The organism is Kitasatospora phosalacinea, assembly GCF_000717185.1.
In the GTDB taxonomy this organism is placed as follows: domain Bacteria; phylum Actinomycetota; class Actinomycetes; order Streptomycetales; family Streptomycetaceae; genus Kitasatospora; species Kitasatospora phosalacinea_A.
On the sequence record NZ_JNYE01000128.1, the window covers coordinates 1 to 18,323 of the forward strand.

Here is an 18,323-nt window from a genome sequence, read left to right on the forward strand (position 1 = left end):
TCTTCACGTAGAGTGCGGTCGCGAGGGAGTCCAGGTCAGGCGTCACAACCGACCTTTGGACTCCCTCGCTTCATCTCATGCGCGCCAGCAAGCCCTTGGCATCAATCATCTAGCTGGCCTTCCCCGCCTCGCCGCCAACCTCTGCTGCTACAAACGACCGGCAAGCTTCACCACGTAGGACACGGACCGCGATTCGTCGATCCCTCCGGCGCGGTGGGCGCTTACGAACACTCATGGAAGAAGCGGCCTTCGCGGTGGTCGGGGCTGACGAAGGCGAAGCCGTAGCCGTAGCCGAAGTTGAGGAAGTACGGATCGTCCGGGCTCTCGCCGCCGTCACTGATCTTGAAGAGGAACTGCCACGGGGCGTCGACGCGCGCGTCGATGTTGGGGTAGCAGGCGGTGCCGCCGAGGTAGTCGTGCAGGTCCTCCCCGTCGGGGAGTTCAGTGGTGGGGCCCTCGCCGCGCATGCCGCGCTGCCAGGCCGCCTCCTCATCGATCGAGCGGTCGATCTCGGGCGGCACCGGCTGGAGATCGACGTGCCATTCAACGGGGATCTCGGTCTCGTCGGGGCTCCAGCGCCACAGGGTCCGTCCCTGCGTGCCGGGCGGTCCGATGACGGCGAAGGACGGGGCGCGGCCGTCCGGCTGCACCAGCAGCACGGCGTCGCCGTCCTCCGCGCGGAGTCCGCCCATGATCATGCCTTCCTCGTGGATAAAGAGGTAGGCCAGGCGGAGCTGGGGGCCGGGGACGGGGAACTGCCCGATGAACACCAGCGGCTCACCGGAGGCTGGGTGCACGGGCCAGGTCGGCTCGGCCAGCCAGACGGGCTCGCCGCCGAACTTGGCCACGGGGGTGACGATCGGCTGCTCGGCAGCCGTGAGGATCATCTGCTGGCGCGGCAGGAAGGCCGCATCGTACGGCCCGTCCGCTCGCCCGGTGGGACGCGCGATCATGAGCGGACCCTACGGCACGCCACCGACGAACCGTGTCGTAGGGCCGAGCAGTGGAAGAGCAGGCGGCATCTGGTCAGTGGGCCCATCCATGAGATCGACATCCGTACGGATGGTGTCGGGTTCCAACTTCGTGGCCAAGCTCCAACTGTCGTGCGGCGACCCGGCTGCTCAACGTGACTCGACCAACTCCCGGGCTGCCACTCGCAAACTGCGGCTCGGAACCGCGGTCCACCGACCGCCGTCACATCGCCGTTCCTCCGTCGGCGCGGGGTGGGCGGTATTTGAATACCGGGGGCTGCTAGCGTGTCGCTGTCCGCTGCCGGTATTCAAATACCGGTGGTTCTTTCGACCGGGCGGCCGGGCGGCCGTCGTGCAGGGAGCTGTGCCGTGATCGAGCTGAAGACGCCGCAGGCGATCGAGAAGATGGCCGTCACCGGCCGGTTCGTCGCCGGGGTGCTGGCCGAGCTGTCGGGGCTGGCCGAGGTGGGGCGGGACGTGATGGACCTGGAGTTGCGGGCCAGGAAGTTGGTGGCGGACCGCGGGGCCGAGTCCTGCTACTGGGACTACGCGCCGTCGTTCGGGCGCGGCCCGTTCCGGAACGTGATCTGCCTGTCGGTGAACGACGCGGTGCTGCACGGGCAGCCGCACCCCTACGTGCTGCAGGACGGGGACGTGCTGAGCCTGGACTTCGCGGTGTCGATCGACGGCTGGGTGGCCGACTCGGCGGTCACCGTCATCGTAGGCACCCCGGACGAGCGGGACGTGCGGCTGGCGGGGTCGACCCGGACCGCGCTGGACGCGGCGATCGCGGCCGCCGTGCCCGGCAACCGGATCGGGGACGTCTCGGCGGCGATCGCGAAGGTCGGGCAGGACGCGGGCTACCGGATCAACACCGACTTCGGCGGGCACGGCCTGGGCCGCACCATGCACGAGGACCCGCACGTGCCGAACGTCGGCCGCCCCGGGCGCGGGCTGGAGCTGAAGCCCGGGCTGACGCTGGCGCTGGAGCCGTGGTGGTGCACCGGCTCGGCGAAGCTGCGGGTGGACGCGGACGGCTGGACGCTGCGTTCGGCGGACGGCTCGCGCGGGGCGCACTCCGAGCACACGGTGGCGATCACCGAGGACGGGCCCCGGGTGCTCACCGTGCTGTCCTGACGGGGCGGTTCGGCCACGGCGGGTGACCGTCGGGTGGACGGTGGGTGGTCGCTGTGGCCCGTCCCATAGGCGGATCGCTGGACAGTCGGCGCGCGGTCAGCGCGGGGCCACGGAGGGTGTGCGGTTCCCCGGCCGGGGCGGCCGAAACCGGTGAGCCCGGTCACAGCCGTCGGCGGCCGGGCCCGGAAAATCGCGGTCCGGGTGGCCGCCGAGAGGCGCTGTACCGGCGGTAACCAGCCTCTGACCTGCGTAAACCTTGGAATGCTTGGAGTTCGGACGGAACGCCCGTAGCTTCGTAACCAGTGCAGGGCGCACTACCCGGGATCACCCGAAACCAACGCCCCGGTGCGGCAACCGAGCCGCCCGACGGGCAGGGTGACCGCGACGGAGAGCAGGTCGGACCTCGACCGCACCGTCCGATCCACAAGCGCGAGAGACCGCAGGCCCTTCCGGGCCCCTGGTTCCGCCTTGCCTGCCCGGGGCATCCGAAAGGAATCGCATGATCTTCCGTAACGAGACTGCCGCCACCCAGACCGCCACCACCGCCGAGCGGGGCAACCGGAAGCGCAACCGCGTCCGGGCCGCCATCGTCGCCGGCAGCGCGGTGGCCGTCCTCCCGGTGGCCGGCCTCGTGACGGCGACCTCGGCCTCGGCCGCGGACGTGTCCACCTGGGACAAGGTCGCCCAGTGCGAGTCGACCGGGAACTGGTCGATCGACACCGGCAACGGCTTCTACGGTGGCCTGCAGTTCACCTCCTCCACCTGGGCCGCCTTCGGCGGCACCGCCTACGCCCCGCAGGCCAACCAGGCCACCAAGGCGCAGCAGATCGAGATCGCCGAGAAGGTCCTGGCCGTCCAGGGCCCGGGCGCCTGGCCGGTGTGCTCCGTGCAGGCGGGCCTGACCCAGGGCGGCGCCGCCGCCCAGGTCGACACCTCCTCGTCCGCCGCGAGCACCAGCTCCAACAGCGCCACCAGCTCCACCAGCAACAACTCCGCGAGCACCGGCACCAGCACCAGCACCAAGTCGTCGAAGTCGACCACCACCGACTCCGACGCGGCCGCCACCAACACCACGGACAGCGGCCAGTCCTCCTACCAGGGCCACAAGTCCTGGAAGAAGAGCGGCAACACCGGCGGCAACACCTACACCGTCAAGTCCGGTGACACCCTGAGCGCCATCGCGGCCGCCAACGGCACCACCGTGGACGCGCTGTTCAGCGCCAACGCCCAGACCATCGGCGGCTCCGCCGACGTCATCTACCCGGGCCAGGTCCTGACCGTCTGATCCACCCGATCAGGCACCGGTGTCCGCTAGGAGACCGCACGCAGCACGCCGACGGCCACCCCTCATGTCGGGAGGGGTGGCCGTCGGCGTTCCCGCGTGCGCGTGCGCGGTCAGTCGAACCAGTCGGGCTCCGCGGCGTCGATCAGTTCGCGCAGGGCCGGGCGGTCGTGGAACGCGCCCGAGAGCAGCGCGCCGAGTTCGCGCAGCGCCGCCGCGTCCTCCCCGTAGGCGACGAACATGCCGGCCTCCGGGTCGTACCGGAACCGGCCCTCCAGCTGCGGCGCCCGGGAGCGGACGGCGGAGCGCGCCACCGCCTCCCAGCCGTAGCCGCCGTTCTGCTGGCCCGCGGCCTCGAACGCCTCGTCCACTTCGACCATCCGGTCGTCCGCCAGCATCAGGCCGTACGAACCGGGCCTGTGGTCGTACTCGATGAACACCAGCGGGGCGTAGCTCTCACGATCGGTCATGCGCCGGACGCTACCGGTGGCCGCCGACAGCGCGGCCCCGCCGGGGCGGCCGGTGGGGCGGTCAGTAGGGGAGGACCTCTTCGACGGCGCTGGTGCCCGAGCCGGGGCGGGACTCCCAGCGCCAGGTCTCGTCCAGGCGCAGCCTGCCGTCGGGGAGGCGGGTCAGGACGCTGGTGCAGTGGCCGGAGTTGGTCTCCCCGGCCCGGTTGAGCTGCACGTAGCGGAAGTCGACGGTGTCGCCGGTGCGGGTGCCGACCAGGTGGCCGTGGACCACCTCGCCGCCGCGGTAGTCGGCCCACACCAGGCCGTCGTCCTCGTGGTAGGCGAACCGGGTGCCCGGGTCGACCTCGCCCTGCTCGGGGCGGGAGACCGGGGCGAACTCCAGTCCGTCGAGCGAGGGCAGCGCGGACAGCATGGCGGACTCCTTGGGCCGGAGGACGGGGGTGCAGCCCAGTCGACCACGCCGGGCCGCCCGCCGACCGGGGCATCCGCATCATGGACAGCCGTTCTCCCGAGGTGGCCCCAACTGCCCTGCCGGAAAAGGGCGGTGACCGAATCTCACGCTTTGATGTAGACCATTGACGCCGGTTCGGGGCGCTCCCTGGCGTTCCGGGTACATCCGCCGGGCTGTCCCACGCGGCGAAGGCCGTGCTGGCCGGGACCGTCCCCACCCTCTTCGCGGCCGGGGAGGACGACGGCCGATTCCCGGCGACCGCACGGCAGTTGCACGACACCGCCGTCACCCCCGTCAAGCAGCTCGAGCTCTACCCCGGCGGCAACCACGGCGCGGCCCTGCTCGCCGACGGCGCCCTCCCCGACGTCCGCGCCTTCCTCGCCGCGCACGCCCCGGCCCGCGGGTAGCGACGGGCAGGTAGTGGCGGGCGGCGGGCGGCGGGCCCGCGGCCGGTCAGGCGGAGCCGCCCCCGTCCTTCGCGGGCCCGCCGGTGCCCTCCCGGGAGTCGGCCGGGTCCTCCGGGGGCGGGTCCGTGAAGTCGACGTCCACGTGCTGTTCGGGGCGGCGCTCCTCCTGGCGGGCGATGTCCTCCAGGACCTGTTCGTCCGGGCCGGTCAGCGGGGGCTGGAGGAGGGAGCGCGGCCACAGGCGGCGGGCGAGGACGGTGTTGGACTCGGCCGCGTACAGGCTGATCTGGGCGGCCAGGTAGAGCCAGGAGAGCAGGCCGATCACCGTCGCGAAGAAGCCGTAGACCGCGGTGGCGTGCCGGAGCTGGTGGGCGACCAGGGCCGCGCCGAAGGCCTGGAGGACGGTGAACAGCGGGCCCGCGAGCAGGCTGCCCGGCAGCAGGGCGCGGGACGGGACCTCCTTCGGGGTGAGGATCCGCAGGCAGGCCAGGAACAGCAGTGAGTTGACCACCGCGGACAGCACCAGCCCGCCGACCCGGGCCGCCGGTCCGCCCAGCGCCGTGCCCACCAGTGCCGCCGCGGCCGTGGACAGCAGCAGGCCGGTGCCGAGCGCCGCGAACAGCGCCAGGCTGCGGCCCAGCCGCGGCCAGTAGCCCGGACGCCGCACCCCGGGGACGTTCCACACCTCGGCCATCGCGTGCTGCAGCACCTGCGCGATGCCGAGCGCGCCGTACAGCAGGCCCGCGACGCCGACCACCAGCGCCAGGCCGCTGCCCTGCACCGAGTGCACGTTCCCGCGCAGCTGGTCGCCGATGATCGGGAAGTCGGCGAGCGCCGAGTCGACCACGGCCCGCTGCGCGTCCGGGTGCCCGTGCAGGACGAACCCCAGCGCGGTGGAGAGCAGGAGCAGCAGCGGGATCAGCGAGACGAAGGCGTAGTAGGTGATCAGCGCGGCCAGCAGCCCGCCCCGGTCGTCGCCGTACTTCTTGACCACGCCGACCACGAGGGCCAGCGGGCGGTGGCGCTGCTGGGTGCGGTCGACGGCGCGCAGGGCGCGTTCGACGGGGTTCACGGCGCGGCTCCTTCCGTGGGCGTCGTAGGGCGTCGCCGGGCGTCCCGGCGGCCTCCCGGTGGCGTTCCGGGGCGGACGGCACCCGCGCGTATGCCCGGCGGGCGGGTGTGAACGCCTCCGGGGTGGAAAGGCGGGCGGGGTGGACCCGGAACCGGAGGGGCGAGGAGGCAGGGCAGGTGTGGTGGTGGAGCGCGGTGCGGCTGGTCGCGGCCGGGGCGGCGGTGGGGCTGGTGCTGTACGCGGTGGACCGGGTGGTGGAGGTCTCCACCCGTCGCCTGTCAGTCCGGGCCGGGACGGTGCCGCAGGTGCTGCGCGGCTGCCGCAAGCCGATCCTCGCCGTGATCGGGTGCGGGCTGCTGCTGGCCGCGATGCCGTGGGTGCGGGCCCCCGACGGGGTCGACCACCTGCTGGTGCTGGCCACCATCGGCTCCTGCGGCTGGCTGACCGCCCGGGCCGCCGCGCTGCTGCTGGACGGGGCGGTGCGGCTCGCCGTGCGGCGCCGGGACGCGGCCTGGGCCGGGCGGGCCCGCACCCAGGTCGGACTGCTGAGCCGGATCCTGCAGGCGGCGATCGCGCTGCTGGCGCTGGCCGCGATGCTGATGACCTTCCCCGCGGTGCGGGTGGTCGGCACCAGCCTGCTGGCCTCGGCCGGACTGGTCGGCGTGGTCGCGGGCATCGCCGCGCAGAGCGCGCTGTCGAACCTGTTCGCGGGCATCCAGATGGCCTTCGGCGACCTGGCCCGGATCGGCGACGTGGTGGTGGTCGGCGGCGAGTGGGGCACCGTCGAGGAGATCACCCTGACCGCGGTGGTGATCGCCACCTGGGACCAGCGCCGGATCGTCATGCCGATGTCGTACTTCGCGGGCCGCCCGTTCGAGAACTGGTCGCGCCGCTCCGACCGGATCACCGGCACCGCCCTGCTGCACCTCGACCACAGCACGCCCGTCGACCTGCTGCGCGCCGAGTTCGACGCCTACCTGGCGAAGAACCCGCGCTGGGACGGCGAGGGCAGCGCCCTGCAGGTCGTCGACACCACCCCCAGCACCCTGGTGGTGCGCGCCCTGGCCACCGCCGCCAACGCGGGCGACGCCTTCGAGCTCCGCTGCGACCTGCGCGAACACCTGGTCGCGTTCCTGCGCGAGCACCACCCGCACGCGCTGCCCCGGGTCGCGGTGGCGACCGCACCGGGGGAGCGGACGACGGCGGCGGGGGAGCGGGCGACGGTGGCGGGGGAGCGGGTGACCGGGCCGGGGGAGCGGGCGACGGTGGCGGAGGACTGAGCGGCGGCCGGCGGGCACAGCTCGGTCCCCCGTCGAATCGCCCCGGGCTCAGAGGTAGTCCTCCAGGCGCGCGATCGCGAAGCCCTGCGCGGTGGCGGCGTCGACGACCCGGCGCAGCATGTCCGGCATGGTGCCCTTCCAGTCGGCGGCGGGGGCGCGGAAGTGGGTGAGGACGATGTCGCCGGGGTGGAACTTCTGGTCGGCGTAGCGCCACTCCAGGTGGTCCGGGAAGGCCTCCTCGTTCCACAGCGGGAAGGCGGTCACCCCGCAGGACGCGGCGGTGCGCAGGGCGGCCTCGGTGTACTCGCCGTACGGGGGCCGGAACAGGCGCGGGCGGGTGCCGGTCTCCTGCTGGAGGCGGTCCTGCTGGCCGCAGATCTCGCGCTGCAGGGCGTCGGGGCCCAGGCGGCGCAGGTCGGGGTGGGTGAGGGTGTGGTTGTCGATGGTGACGCCGTGGGCCTGCAGGGTGCGGAAGTAGCCGTAGTCGGAGCGGGCCAGGTAGTCGGAGAGGAAGGCGGTCATCGGGACGCCCAGCTCGGCGGCCATCGCGGCGAACTGCGGGTCCTTCTCGGCGCCGTCGTCGACGGTCAGGAACACCACCTTGTCGGTGGTCGGGACGCGGTAGACCACCGGCGGCAGGCCGGGCGCGCGCTTGACGCCGGGACCGTCGGCCAGCTCCGGCTTGACGGCGGGCGGGGCGGGCGGGCGCAGCGGGAGCGCGGCCAGGCCCCAGCGGTGGGCGGCGGCGAGGGACTGCTGCAGGGCGAGCTCGTGCTCGGCGGCGGAGACGCGGCCGTTCAGCTCCTGCCCGGCGGCGGCCTGCGGGCGGGCGGCGGGCATCGCGGCGAGCGCGGCCCGGGCCTGGGCTTGGGCCTGGGCCTGGGCCTGAGCTTGGGCGGCGGGTGCGGCGCCCGCGGCTTGGGCGCCCGCGGCCTGGGCGTCGGCGGGCGGGGCCGCCGGGGCGGTCGGGGCGGCGGCGCGGTCGGGGGCGGGGGCGGGGTCCTGGGTGCGCAGGGCGGAGCAGCCGACGGCGAGGGTGGCGAGCACGGTGAGGGCGGCCACGCCCCGGCGGCGGTGGCGGCCGGGCCGGGCGGGTGCGGCGGCGGAGCGGGTGCGCGGACGGGGGCGGGGCGCGGTGGAAGGGGTCGGCATACCGGCCGATGATCCCCTTGGCGTATTTGTCATACCGGCACGTCGGGGCGGCGTCACCCGGACGGACCGACGCCGTCCCCCGTTTGACGCGCCCCGGTGGACGGCGTACAGAGAGGAGCATGCGCCCGGGTGTCCCGGCGGACCCGGCCGGCCCGCCACCACGCACCGACCCCGACCCGGCGACGCGCCCCGGCACCCCGTCCGGCGACGCCCGCCCGCGCTGGGACGCGGCCGCCGAGCCGCTGCTCGCCGACGGCCTGCTGCGCGCCGTCCGGGCCACCGCCGCGTACGGGGGCGTGCTCTACCTGCCCTCCGCCGACCGCCGCTCCCTGGTGGTCGCCGCCGTGGTCGGGATCCCGCTCAGCCTGCTCGAACCCTTCCAGCGGATCGCCGTCGCCGCGCCCCTGCCGGTCGCCGACTCCTACCGCGGCGGCCGCACCATCGTGCTCGCCGACGCCGACGACACCGCGCGCCGCTACCCCCGCCTCGCCGTCGGACTCCCGTACGCCCACGCCTCCGCCACCACCCCCGTCACCGCGGGCGACCGCACCTTCGGCGTGATCGCCGTGTTCTGGCCCGCCGACGGCAGCCGCCCGCCCGCCGCCACCCGCCGCCAGCTGCGCACCGCGGGCAACCGGCTCGCCACCGGGCTGCTCCCGTACGGCGACCGGGTCGGCGGCGAGGGGCCGCCCGTCGTGGTGCCGCTGCCGGTGCCCGGCGGGGACGGCGTCCGGGTCGGCTTCTTCGACTGGGACCTCGCGGGCGGCCGGATCACCGTCGACGAGCGGCTGCGCGAGATCCTCGGCACCGGCCCGTTCGACGGCCGCGGCGCCACCCTGCTGGAACGCCTCGTCCCCGCGGACGTCGCCCCGCTGCGCGAGGCCGTCCGCCGCGCCGCCCGGCAGGGGCGCCCGTTCACCCACCGCGTCCGGCTGCGCGACCCCGGCGGCGGCACCCGGCAGCTCGACCTGTACGGGCAGCCCGGTGCCGACCCCGCCCGGCTGGTCGTCGCCGTGCTCGACGCCGCCGCCGCCGCGGCCACCGCCGCCGTGGAACGCCTGCGCGACGGCGTCTTCGCCCTCGACCCCGACGGCCGGGTCGGCTACGTCAACCGCAGCGCCGAGATGCTGCTCCACGCCACCCGCGCCGACCTGCTCGGCCGCCGCCCCTGGGACGTGCTGCCCTGGCTCGGCGACCCCGCCTACGAGGACCGCTACCGCTCCGCGATGCTCTCCCAGCGGCCCACCGCGTTCCTCGCCCGCCGCCCGCCCCGCCACTGGCTGGCCTTCTCGCTCTACCCCGACGCGCACGGCCTCACCGGCCGGATCGTGCCCGCCGCCCCCAGCGAGGACACCACCCTCCCCGAGGCGCCGCCGCCCACCCCCGCCCCGCTCGGCGGCGTCTACCACCTGCTGCAGCTCGCCTCCGCGCTCACCGAGGCCGTCACCGTCCGGGAGGTCGCCGACGCCGTCACCGACCAGATCCTGCCCGGTTTCGGCGGCCAGGAGCTCGCCCTCTACCTGGCCCGCGGCGGACGCATGCACCTGGTCGCCGAGACCGGCTACCCCGCCGGGTTCCTCGCCCCCTTCGAGGGCACCCCGATCCGCGCCCGGCTGCCCGGCACCGAGGTGTTCACCACCGGCGCGCCCGTCTTCTTCGAGTCCGCCCGCGAACTCGCCGCCGCCTACCCCGGCATCCCGCGCGACGAGATGGGCGCCTGGGCCTTCCTCCCGCTGATCGCCTCCGGCCACCCCGTCGGCAGCCTCATCCTCGGCTTCGCCCGCTCCCGGGTCTTCACCGCCGAGGACCGCTCCGTCCTCACCGCCCTCGGCGGCCTGATCGCCCAGGCCCTGGAACGCGCCCGCCTCTACGACGCCGAGTCCGCCGTTGCCCGCGGCCTCCAGCAGGCCCTGCTGCCGCAACGGCTGCCCGCCGTCCCCGGCCTCGCCACCGCCGCCCGCTACCTGCCCGGCACCCGCGGCATGGACATCGGCGGCGACTGGTACGACCTGCTGCCCACCCCCGACGGCGGCGTCGTCCTGATCATCGGCGACGTCGAGGGGCACAGCGTCAAGGCCGCCGCCCTCATGGGCCAACTCCGCAGCGCGGTACGGGCGTTCGCCAGCGCGGACGACCCCGTCGAACAGATCGCCCGGCGCACCAACCGGCTCCTCCTCGACCTCGGCGCCGGACTGCTCGCCTCCTGCTGCCTGCTGCGCCTGCACCCCGCGACCCGCACCCTGCGCGCCGTCCGGGCCGGCCACCCGCCGCCCCTGCTGCGCACCCCCGACGGCCGCACCACCGTGCTCGACCTGGACGGCGGGCCGCTGCTCGGCATCGACCACGGCCTCGACTTCCCCGCCACCGAGACCCGGCTGCCCGCCGGGGCCACCCTCGTCCTCTACACCGACGGCCTGGTCGAATCCGCCACCGCCACCCTCGCCGAGGGCATCGACCGCCTCCGCGCCACCCTCGCCCACGCCGCCACCCCCGACCTCGAACCGCTCGCCGACCTCCTCCTCGGCCAGGCCCGCCACGACGACCGCCGGGCGGACGACGTCGCGATCCTGGTCGCCCGGCTGACGGGGGAGCCGGACTGACGGCGTGCCGGGCCGACGGGGGAGCCGGGCCGACGGCGTGCCGGGAGGTGCACCGGCCGGGCGGGTCACTCGGCGGGGTGCTCCGGCCCGGCGGGGTCCTCGGCGGGGTCCGCGGCGGGTCCCTGCTGCTCGGCGAGCAGGGCGGTGGTGGCGCGGTGGACCTTGGCGAGGGCGGTGAGCAGGAGGCGGCGTTCCTCGGGGGTGAGGTCGGCGGTGACGCGTTCCTCCAGGAGGCGGCGTTCGGTCTCGACGGGCCCCTGGAGGGCGCGGCCGGCGTCGGTGAGCCGGAGGCGGACGAGGCGCTGGTCGCGGTCGTCCTGCCCGCCCGGGTCGAACGCGCGGTCGGCGACCTGGGCGACCCCGCCACGCTGGCACCGGCGTTCGACGGCGTGGACCGGCTGTTCCTGCTCACCCCCGGCCTCGGCGCCGAGCACACCGCCCACGCCGTCGCCGCCGCCCGCGCCGCCGGGGTGCGCCACCTCGTGCACCTGTCCTCCGCCAACGTGCTCGGCGACCCGGTGCCCGCGATGGGCCGCTGGCACCACGACCGCGAGGAGATCGTCCGCGGCAGCGGCATCCCGTACACCGTGCTGCGGCCCGGCGGCTTCATGACCAACGCCCTGGAGTGGGCCGACACCGTCCGCACCGGCGGCTACGTCCTCGACCCGGTCGGCCCCGGCCGCCTCGCCCCGATCGACCCCGCCGACGTCGCCGACGTCGCCGCCCTGGTCCTCACCGAGGACGGCCACCGGAGCGAGCACCACGTCCTCACCGGCGGCGAGGCGCTCACCGTCACCGAACAGGTCGCCCTGCTCGCCGCCGCCACCGGCCGCCCCATCGCCGTCCGCCCCACCGCCACTCCGGACGAGGCCGTCCGGGCCCGCTTCCCCGCCGGAGCTCCCGCCGCCCTCGCCGCCGCGATCACCGAGGCGTTCGCCCTGCTGCGCGCCGACACCACCGGCCTCCGCACCGACACCGTGCCCCGCCTGCTCGGCCGCGCCCCCCGCACCTTCGCCGACTGGTGCACCCGCAACGCCGACGCCTTCCGCTGACCGGACGCGGCCCGCGCGCGGCCGGGGGGCGGGGCGTCCGGGGCGGTCCGGGGCGCGGTTAGGGTCGGGGGGTGATGAGGACGTGGTGGGGGCGGGCGTTCCCGGGGCCCTGGCGGGCCTGGACGGTCGTCCGGGAGGTCTCGGGCGGGCTGCTGGTGTGCGGGCTCGCGGCGCTGCTGCAGGCGGCGGACGACGGGGGGTGGCCGTCCGGGCCGGTGGTGGGGGCCAGTGCGGTGCTGTACGCACTGCGGCGGGGGCTGCCCGGGCCGGTGCTGGTGGTGTCGGCCGCCGGGGCGGGCGGGCCCGCCGGGTTCCTGCCGGTGCTGGTCACCGCCGGGTACTCGGCCGGACGGCGGCTGGGCAGGCCGTGGCGGGCCCCCGCGGTGCTGGGGCTCGGCTTCCTGGCCGTCCTCGGCGTCGGCCTGCTGCAGAACCGGCGCGACCACCTCCCGCTGCCCGTCCTGTTCGGCCTGTGCGTCGCCGGGTACCTGCTGGTCGGCGTGCTGCCCGCCGTCATCGGACGCTACCGGGCGCAGCGCGTCGCCCTGCTCGACAGCCTGCGCGAACGCAACGAGCAACTGCTGCGCGAACGCGTGATGATCGCCCGCCAGGCCCGGCTGCGCGAACGCCACCGGATCGCCCAGGACATGCACGACAGCCTCGGCCACCAACTCGCCCTGATCGCCGTGCACACCGGCGCCCTCGAGGTCGACCGCACCCTCGGCGAGCAGCAGCGCGAGGCCGTCGCCGTGCTGCGCCAAGCCGCCACCGGCGCGATGCGCGAACTGCGCGAGGTGGTCGGCCTGCTGCGCGAGGACACCGCGACCGCCCCCGGCGGCGTCGACGCCATCGACCGCCTCGCCGAGACCTCCGGCGCGGCCGGCGCCCGGATCGAACTGCGCCACCGGGGCACCCCCCGCCCGCTGGCCGCCGCGACCGGCCACGCCGCGTACCGGATCGCCCAGGAGGGCCTGACCAACGCGCACAAGCACGCCCGGGGCGCGGAGATCACGCTGACCGTGCGGTACGAGCCGGACGCGCTGGTGGTGGAGGTGGTCAACGGCCCCGGCGGGGACGGCACCGCCGCGGTCTCCGGCGGCCAGGGCCTGACCGGGCTGCGCGAACGGGCCCGGCTGCTCGGCGGCACGGTGCACAGCGGGCCGCTGCCGGACGGCGGCTTCCGGCTCGCCGGGGTGCTGCCCTACACCCCCGAGGGGGCCCGGGCCGCCGCCCCCGACGACGAGGAGCTCGCCCTGCTGGCGGGCACGTCCGTCGAACCGGAGAAGCGCCGCCGCAGCCCCGCGGTCGGCTGCGCGCTCGGCGCGCTCGGGGTGCTCGGGGTGGTGGCCGCGGTCGCCGCGGTCGGCGCCGTCATGTTCGTCAGCTCGCTGCGCGACGCCACCGTCCAGATGAAGCTCTACGACTCGATCCAGGTCGGCCAGAGCGAGGAGTCCGTCAACGGACGGCTGCCGGTCGGCAGCGACTTCCTGACCGGCGACTTCCGCAAGTTCGGCCCGCCGGTGCCCGAGGGCGCGCACTGCCGCTGGTTCGCCGGCGACCTCGGCAGCGGGACGGAGGGCGGCCAGGACGTGCTGCGGTTCTGCTTCAAGGACGGCCTGCTGGTCGAGAAGCAGCACTTCCGCGGCAAGGCGTAGCCGGACGGCGAGGAGCGGTGCGAGGAGCGGGGGCGTGCGCTGGTCCGGGCTCTTCTCGGAGGACACCCGGCACCTCGTCGGCCGCCTCGTCGGCGGCCCGGCGGCCCGACGTTCGCGCGCGACGTTCGTGCGCGGTGAACGGGCCGGGCGGTGCCTGGCCGTGCTCACCGCGCGCGAACGCGACGTGGTCGACGTGGTCGACGTGGCCGACGTGGTGGACCTGCTCGGCGAAGGACTCCCCGACGCCGACACCGGTGCCCGGCTGCACAGGAGCGGGGCACCGGTGAAGACCCACGTCAGCCGGATCCTCGCCGGACCGTCAGCTCCACTCGGGCGGAAGGGGGATGCCCAGCTGAAGGGCCCGCTCCGTGTACGCCCTGCGGATCTGCCGCAGCGCCTCCGGCCGGAACGGGTCCCGGGCCGGGACGGCCGCCGCGACGGCCAACGCCTCCTCCATCAGAGCGAGTTGCAGGTCGGGCCGGAGCAGCACCGGGTAGTGGCCGGTCAGTTCGATCGCCGCCAGCGCCAGCCGCGGCAGGTGCACCGCCGGGTTGTCCGCGGCCAGCAGGCGGTGCGCCCGGTACGCCTGCCACGGGGTGGGCGGCTCGCTTCCCGACAGCAACACCCTTGCCCGCAGGGCCAGTTCCTGATCAACGTGTGAGGACACACGACTCCCATCGCTCTCGTCCAAAGGGGGAATGCGGACGAGTCTGCGGCCCACGGGGCGTGCCGGACAAGGGCGGACGGATGTGCGCTCGGTCCTACCGGAAGCGGCCGTGAGCAGGCAGAATGGGGGTCGATACGCTGCCGGGAGGGGTTCAGACGGTGCTGGGGGCCGGGGTTGCCGTCGTCGATGCCGTCGCTGTTGCCGTCGCTGTTGCCGTTGCCGTTGCGGCCAGGCGGTCGCCGATCGCGTCGATCTCCGCCGCGAGTTGGGCGCGCAGCGCGGGCAGCAGGGCCAGGGCCGCGCGGGCGGCCTCCGGGTCGGGGTCCTGGTCCTGGTGGGCGGCGGTGACGGCCGTGCGCAGCGGCAGCACGGCCAGCGCGGTCTCCCACGCGGTGCGGTGCACGCCGGTGGCGTAGCGGGCCGTCAGGTACTCCAGCGGGGCGAGCGCGAGCTCGTCCCGGTCGGCGGGCCCGGCGAGGCGGTGCTCGGGCAGCAGCCAGGCCACCCCGTCGCGCGCCACCAGGTCGAACGCCCGGGACAGGTCCGGGGCCGCCGGGCCGCGCGTCGACTCGGCGGTGGCCGCCGCCAACAGCCGCTCCAGCATGGCCGCTTCGCGCGGACCGGACGGCCGGTCCGGGTGCTCCTGGCCCGCCAGCAACTGCTCCAGGTGGTAGCGCTGGCCCCAACTGCCCACCGAGCGGTGCATCGCGCCCGCCCGGGTCTCCCGGATCGCCGCCAGCGCCAGCGCCCGGGTGGTCAGGTCCCGGCGCACCGCGAACGCCGCGGCCGTCCCGTCCGGGAACAGCCGCCCCAGCGCGCCCCGCACCGCGTCCACCGTCGGCCCGTCGTACCAACGCAGCGTCCAGCGCGGTCCGGCCGGGGCGGGCGACGGCTCGGCCGGCGGTTCGGGCCGGGGTTCGGGCCGGACGTCGTGCAGGGGTTCGTGCCGGGGTCCGTGCCGGGGCTCGTACTGCGGCTCGAACGGGACGCGGAACTGCACCGACAGGCGGTCGGCGATCCGCCGGGCCTGCGGGCCGCGCAGCACCCGTTCCGGCGCCTGCGGTTGCGGTTGCGGCCGTTCCTGCGGGGACGGAGCGGACGCGGGCGCGGGCGAGGCGGCGCGCTCCGGGGTGCGTTCGGGGGTGCCCATAGCGGGAGACTAGCCACGTCCGGGCCCGGCGGCGGACGACGCGCGGGCGGGCTCAACCGTTCGCCGCAACCCGATGACCTGCGGGCGGCCGCCCGCGACCCGCGACCCGCAAGCGGCCGCCCGGGGCCGGGCGTTCGCGCGGGCGGGGCCCTGGCGGGCCGCGGCGGTGGGCGGTTCAGCCGGTGGTGGCGGCCTGCAGGGGCTCCTGGCGCGGGGCCGGGACGGCGTGCTGCAGGGCCAACGGGCCGTCGGGGGAGGTGAATTCGATCGCGGTCAGGCGGGCGGCCGCCTCGCGCGGCAGCAGGACGGCGGAGGCCACGTTGGGCGGCAGCGGGCCGTCGGCGGTGGCCAGGGCGCGCAGGGCGGCCCAGGCACGGCGGTGCCGGGCGAAGGCGTACCGGGAGACCCGGCGGCCGCGGCGGCGCTGGCCGTCGGCGGCCTGGGCCGGGCTGGCGTCCAGCAGCAGCAGGTGCAGGCGGCGGCCCTGCCGGGCGGTGCGGCGGGCCAGGGCGCGGCGCACCCACGGCAGCGTGCCGCAGTCGTGCACGACCAGCGGCCCCCCGGCCCGCAGCGCCGCGCGCAGCCGCAGGTAGTGGGCGAGCCGGACCAGCGGCCGGTACAGCGCGTACGGGACGCCGGGCAGGGCGCGGGCGAAGGCGGCCCGGGTGTGCTGGGAGTCGATCACCCGGGCGCGGGCGCAGCGCCGCATCAGGGTGCTCTTGCCGCTGCCGGGCAGGCCGGAGACCACCAGCACGTCGTCCGCCGGGTAGGCCAGCCGGGCCGGGGCGGGACGGTCGGTCAGGTCGTGCCGGGCGTGCGGGCGCAGCTGCGGGTGCACACGGTCCTCCTCAAAGAGTTCAAAGAGCGTGCCAAGGGGGCGTCACAAGAACGTCATGCCCGGGTCGGTCGGTTCCAGACCTGCGGCAACGCACCTGTGACGGGGCTGTATCCGTTCCCGGACACCCTGGGTGAAATGCGGCGGATGATCCATGGCAGGGTGGGCGGATGCGATTCGCCCCGGGGGAGCCGGCGGGGGCGAGGGGAACAGTGGGAAAGTGGGGTGGGGGCACATGGGGCACATGAGGTTCTGCTTCCTGGTGGAGGAGCACTACCGCAACGACGGGATGCCGCTGGCCGTGGTCGAGCACCTGCGGGCCGCCGGTCACCGGGTGGACGTGCTGCGCCCCGGTGCGGACCTGCTCGACCTCGCCGAACTGGTGCGCAGCGGCAAGCACGACGCCTGGGTGCTGAAGACCGTCTCCGGCGGCCCCGGCCTGGGCCTGCTGGAGTCCGCCGCCGCGGCCGGCCTGACCACCGTCAACGACGCCCGGGCGATCCGGCCGGTCCGCGACAAGGCGCAGGCCGCCGTGGTCGCCGCCCTGCGCGGCCTGCCGATGCCGCGGACGTGGGCCGCCGCCGACCCGGCCGCGTTCGCCGCGATCGGCGCCCGCCGCTACCCCCTGGTCGTCAAGCCCGCCGACGGCTCCTCCGGGCGCGCCGTCCACCTGGTCGAACGGCCCGAGCAGCTCGCCGAGTTGGCCGCGCCCGCGGACGGCGGACTGCTGATCGCCCAGCCCTACGTCCCCAACGACGGCTGCGACCTGAAGGTGTACTGCGCGGGCGGCGAGTTCTTCGCCACCCGGCGCACCTCGCCGCTGCACCCGCACCACCCCGCGGTCGAACGGCCCGTCCCGCTGCCCCGGGAGGTCGCCGCGCTGGCCGCGCAGGTCGGCGAGGTGTTCGGCCTCGACCTGTACGGGCTGGACGTGCTGCTCGGCCCCGACGGCCCCGTGGTCGTCGACGTCAACGACTTCCCGAGCTTCCGCCAAGTCCCGCGCGCCGTCGAGCGGGTGGCCGACGCGGTGGTCCGCCTCGCCCGCACCGGCTCCTCCTGGCCCACCCCCGGCGCGGGCCACCTGCTCACCGACGCGACCGTCCCCGACGGCGCCGACACCGCCGTCCCCGACGCCCGGGCCGCCCGGTGAACGCCCCGCGACCGGTGAACGCCCGACGCCCGGTGCGGGTCGCGCTGATCGCCCGCGAGCCCGACCACCCGCTGCTCGCCGGGGCCCGCGAACTCCTGGAGGCCGACGGGCACCTGTTCGTCCCGGACGACCAGCACGCGGACGTGGTGCTGCTCAAGGCCCGCAACCAGGACGCCCTGCAACGCGCCGAGTACCACCAGCGGTTCGGCGTCCCCGTGCTCAACTCCGCCGCAGCCACCGGCCGTTGCCAGGACCGCGACTGGATGGAGCGCACCGCCCGGGCCGCCGGGCTGCCGTTCGCGCCCATCCTCGGCCGCGGCGTCCTCGGTCAACTCCCCTGGGACGGGCCGGTGGTGGTCAAGAGCCTGCGCAGCCGCAAGGAGGACCTGGTCGCCCGCGCCGACACCCCCGCGCAGTGGCGCGCGCTCGCCGAGCGGTGGCCCGGCGAACCCGTGCTCACCCAGCGGCCGGTGGACGGCGACGGCTGGGACCGCAAGGTGTGGGTGGTCGGCGGGCGGGTCTTCGCCGAGCAGCGCCGCTCCGAACTCGTCCCCGGCGCCCCCGAGCGCCGCCCCTGGGCGCCCGACGACCGCGAGCGCGCGATCGCCCTCGCCGCCGGGCCCGCCTTCGGCCTCCAGGTGTACGGCGTCGACCTGCTGCCCGGCCCCGACGGCCCCGTCGCCGTCGACGTCAACGCCTTCCCGGGCGTCCGCCACCAGCCGGGCGCCCCCGAGGCGCTCGCCGCGCTCGTGCTGCGCACCGCCCGCCGCTGAGGCGCCTGCCGCTGGGGCGCCTGCCGCTGGGGCGCCCGCCGCGCTCGTGCTGCGCACCGTCCGCCGCCGCGCCGGACCCCCGTGCGTGGTGACCTGCCGGTTCCCCGGACGGCCGGGCCTAGACGAGTAGTTCCGAAGTGGGTCAGTGGTCGTAGGCGATGAGTGATCGGGTGACGGGTTGGCCGGTGGTGCGGTTGTGCCAGATCGCGCAGGTCA

At 75.8% G+C, this 18,323-nt stretch carries 18 protein-coding genes; 9 read left to right on the forward strand and 9 right to left on the reverse strand.

From position 1 onward, the window contains the following. Positions 1-221: 221 nt before the first annotated feature. Positions 222-953, reverse strand: a complete 732-nt coding sequence (locus OO57_RS34450) for a hypothetical protein (protein WP_051778627.1) — start codon at positions 951-953, stop codon at positions 222-224. A gap of 387 nt (positions 954-1,340) precedes the next feature. On the opposite strand from OO57_RS34450, the gene map reads away from it, so the two are divergent. Together map and OO57_RS34460 are read left to right on the forward strand one after the other, a co-directional pair. Beyond that, positions 1,341-2,108 (forward strand): type I methionyl aminopeptidase, encoded by a 768-nt coding sequence (map, locus tag OO57_RS34455; RefSeq protein WP_033256722.1) that lies wholly within the window; start codon positions 1,341-1,343, stop codon positions 2,106-2,108. 499 nt (positions 2,109-2,607) lie between these two features. Continuing rightward, positions 2,608-3,393: a transglycosylase family protein gene (locus OO57_RS34460; protein WP_063737710.1), complete on the forward strand. Its 786-nt coding sequence runs from the start codon at positions 2,608-2,610 to the stop codon at positions 3,391-3,393. 110 nt (positions 3,394-3,503) lie between these two features. Here OO57_RS34460 and OO57_RS34465 read toward each other — a convergent pair whose 3' ends face one another. Both OO57_RS34465 and OO57_RS34470 read right to left on the reverse strand, forming a co-directional pair. Next, the gene (locus tag OO57_RS34465) at positions 3,504-3,860 is read right to left on the reverse strand and encodes an immunity 51 family protein (protein ID WP_033256723.1); all 357 of its coding nucleotides are present in this window, start codon (positions 3,858-3,860) and stop codon (positions 3,504-3,506) included. Between the two features lie 61 nt (positions 3,861-3,921). Continuing rightward, complete coding sequence (locus tag OO57_RS34470; RefSeq protein ID WP_199811382.1) at positions 3,922-4,275, reverse strand: hypothetical protein; 354 nt, start codon at positions 4,273-4,275, stop codon at positions 3,922-3,924. A gap of 233 nt (positions 4,276-4,508) precedes the next feature. On the opposite strand from OO57_RS34470, the gene OO57_RS34475 reads away from it, so the two are divergent. After that, positions 4,509-4,721 (forward strand): hypothetical protein, encoded by a 213-nt coding sequence (locus OO57_RS34475; RefSeq protein ID WP_033256724.1) that lies wholly within the window; start codon positions 4,509-4,511, stop codon positions 4,719-4,721. Between the two features lie 46 nt (positions 4,722-4,767). Here OO57_RS34475 and OO57_RS34480 read toward each other — a convergent pair whose 3' ends face one another. Further along, positions 4,768-5,793 (reverse strand): YihY/virulence factor BrkB family protein, encoded by a 1,026-nt coding sequence (locus OO57_RS34480; protein WP_051778628.1) that lies wholly within the window; start codon positions 5,791-5,793, stop codon positions 4,768-4,770. Positions 5,794-5,969: 176 nt separating this feature from the next. Here OO57_RS34480 and OO57_RS34485 point away from each other — a divergent pair, with 176 nt between their 5' ends. Next, positions 5,970-7,073, forward strand: coding sequence for a mechanosensitive ion channel family protein (locus OO57_RS34485; RefSeq protein ID WP_081974169.1), 1,104 nt, complete (start codon positions 5,970-5,972; stop codon positions 7,071-7,073). 48 nt (positions 7,074-7,121) lie between these two features. Here OO57_RS34485 and OO57_RS34490 read toward each other — a convergent pair whose 3' ends face one another. Continuing rightward, positions 7,122-8,225: a polysaccharide deacetylase family protein gene (locus OO57_RS34490; RefSeq protein ID WP_051778629.1), complete on the reverse strand. Its 1,104-nt coding sequence runs from the start codon at positions 8,223-8,225 to the stop codon at positions 7,122-7,124. A 119-nt stretch (positions 8,226-8,344) separates the two neighbouring features. On the opposite strand from OO57_RS34490, the gene OO57_RS34495 reads away from it, so the two are divergent. Next, the gene (locus tag OO57_RS34495) at positions 8,345-10,825 is read left to right on the forward strand and encodes a SpoIIE family protein phosphatase (protein ID WP_051778630.1); all 2,481 of its coding nucleotides are present in this window, start codon (positions 8,345-8,347) and stop codon (positions 10,823-10,825) included. 65 nt (positions 10,826-10,890) lie between these two features. Here OO57_RS34495 and OO57_RS46320 read toward each other — a convergent pair whose 3' ends face one another. After that, positions 10,891-11,313 (reverse strand): hypothetical protein, encoded by a 423-nt coding sequence (locus OO57_RS46320; protein WP_234337634.1) that lies wholly within the window; start codon positions 11,311-11,313, stop codon positions 10,891-10,893. Between OO57_RS46320 and OO57_RS34505 the strand changes: the two genes are divergently transcribed. Both OO57_RS34505 and OO57_RS34510 read left to right on the forward strand, forming a co-directional pair. Then, positions 11,194-11,877 carry an NAD(P)H-binding protein gene (locus OO57_RS34505; protein ID WP_234337635.1) on the forward strand — a complete coding sequence of 228 codons (684 nt, stop codon included), beginning with the start codon at positions 11,194-11,196 and terminating at the stop codon, positions 11,875-11,877. The genes OO57_RS46320 and OO57_RS34505 overlap by 120 nt on opposite strands. Before the next feature lie 74 nt (positions 11,878-11,951). Continuing rightward, positions 11,952-13,532 (forward strand): sensor histidine kinase, encoded by a 1,581-nt coding sequence (locus OO57_RS34510; protein WP_033256725.1) that lies wholly within the window; start codon positions 11,952-11,954, stop codon positions 13,530-13,532. 319 nt (positions 13,533-13,851) lie between these two features. Here the strand turns inward: OO57_RS34510 and OO57_RS44365 are convergent, their stop codons facing one another. The 3 genes from OO57_RS44365 to OO57_RS34525 form a co-directional block, all read right to left on the reverse strand. Further along, on the reverse strand, positions 13,852-14,154 hold the full coding sequence (locus tag OO57_RS44365) for a hypothetical protein (protein ID WP_158715327.1): 303 nt from the start codon (positions 14,152-14,154) through the stop codon (positions 13,852-13,854). Between the two features lie 196 nt (positions 14,155-14,350). Next, positions 14,351-15,349 carry a hypothetical protein gene (locus OO57_RS34520; protein WP_033256727.1) on the reverse strand — a complete coding sequence of 333 codons (999 nt, stop codon included), beginning with the start codon at positions 15,347-15,349 and terminating at the stop codon, positions 14,351-14,353. Positions 15,350-15,524: 175 nt separating this feature from the next. Next, positions 15,525-16,187 (reverse strand): AAA family ATPase, encoded by a 663-nt coding sequence (locus tag OO57_RS34525; protein ID WP_033256728.1) that lies wholly within the window; start codon positions 16,185-16,187, stop codon positions 15,525-15,527. A 232-nt stretch (positions 16,188-16,419) separates the two neighbouring features. Between OO57_RS34525 and OO57_RS34530 the strand changes: the two genes are divergently transcribed. Beyond that, the gene (locus OO57_RS34530; RefSeq protein WP_418909935.1) at positions 16,420-17,334 is read left to right on the forward strand and encodes an ATP-grasp domain-containing protein; all 915 of its coding nucleotides are present in this window, start codon (positions 16,420-16,422) and stop codon (positions 17,332-17,334) included. A 14-nt stretch (positions 17,335-17,348) separates the two neighbouring features. Further along, positions 17,349-18,107 (forward strand): ATP-grasp domain-containing protein, encoded by a 759-nt coding sequence (locus OO57_RS34535; protein WP_234337633.1) that lies wholly within the window; start codon positions 17,349-17,351, stop codon positions 18,105-18,107. The last annotated feature ends 216 nt before the right edge of the window (positions 18,108-18,323 follow it).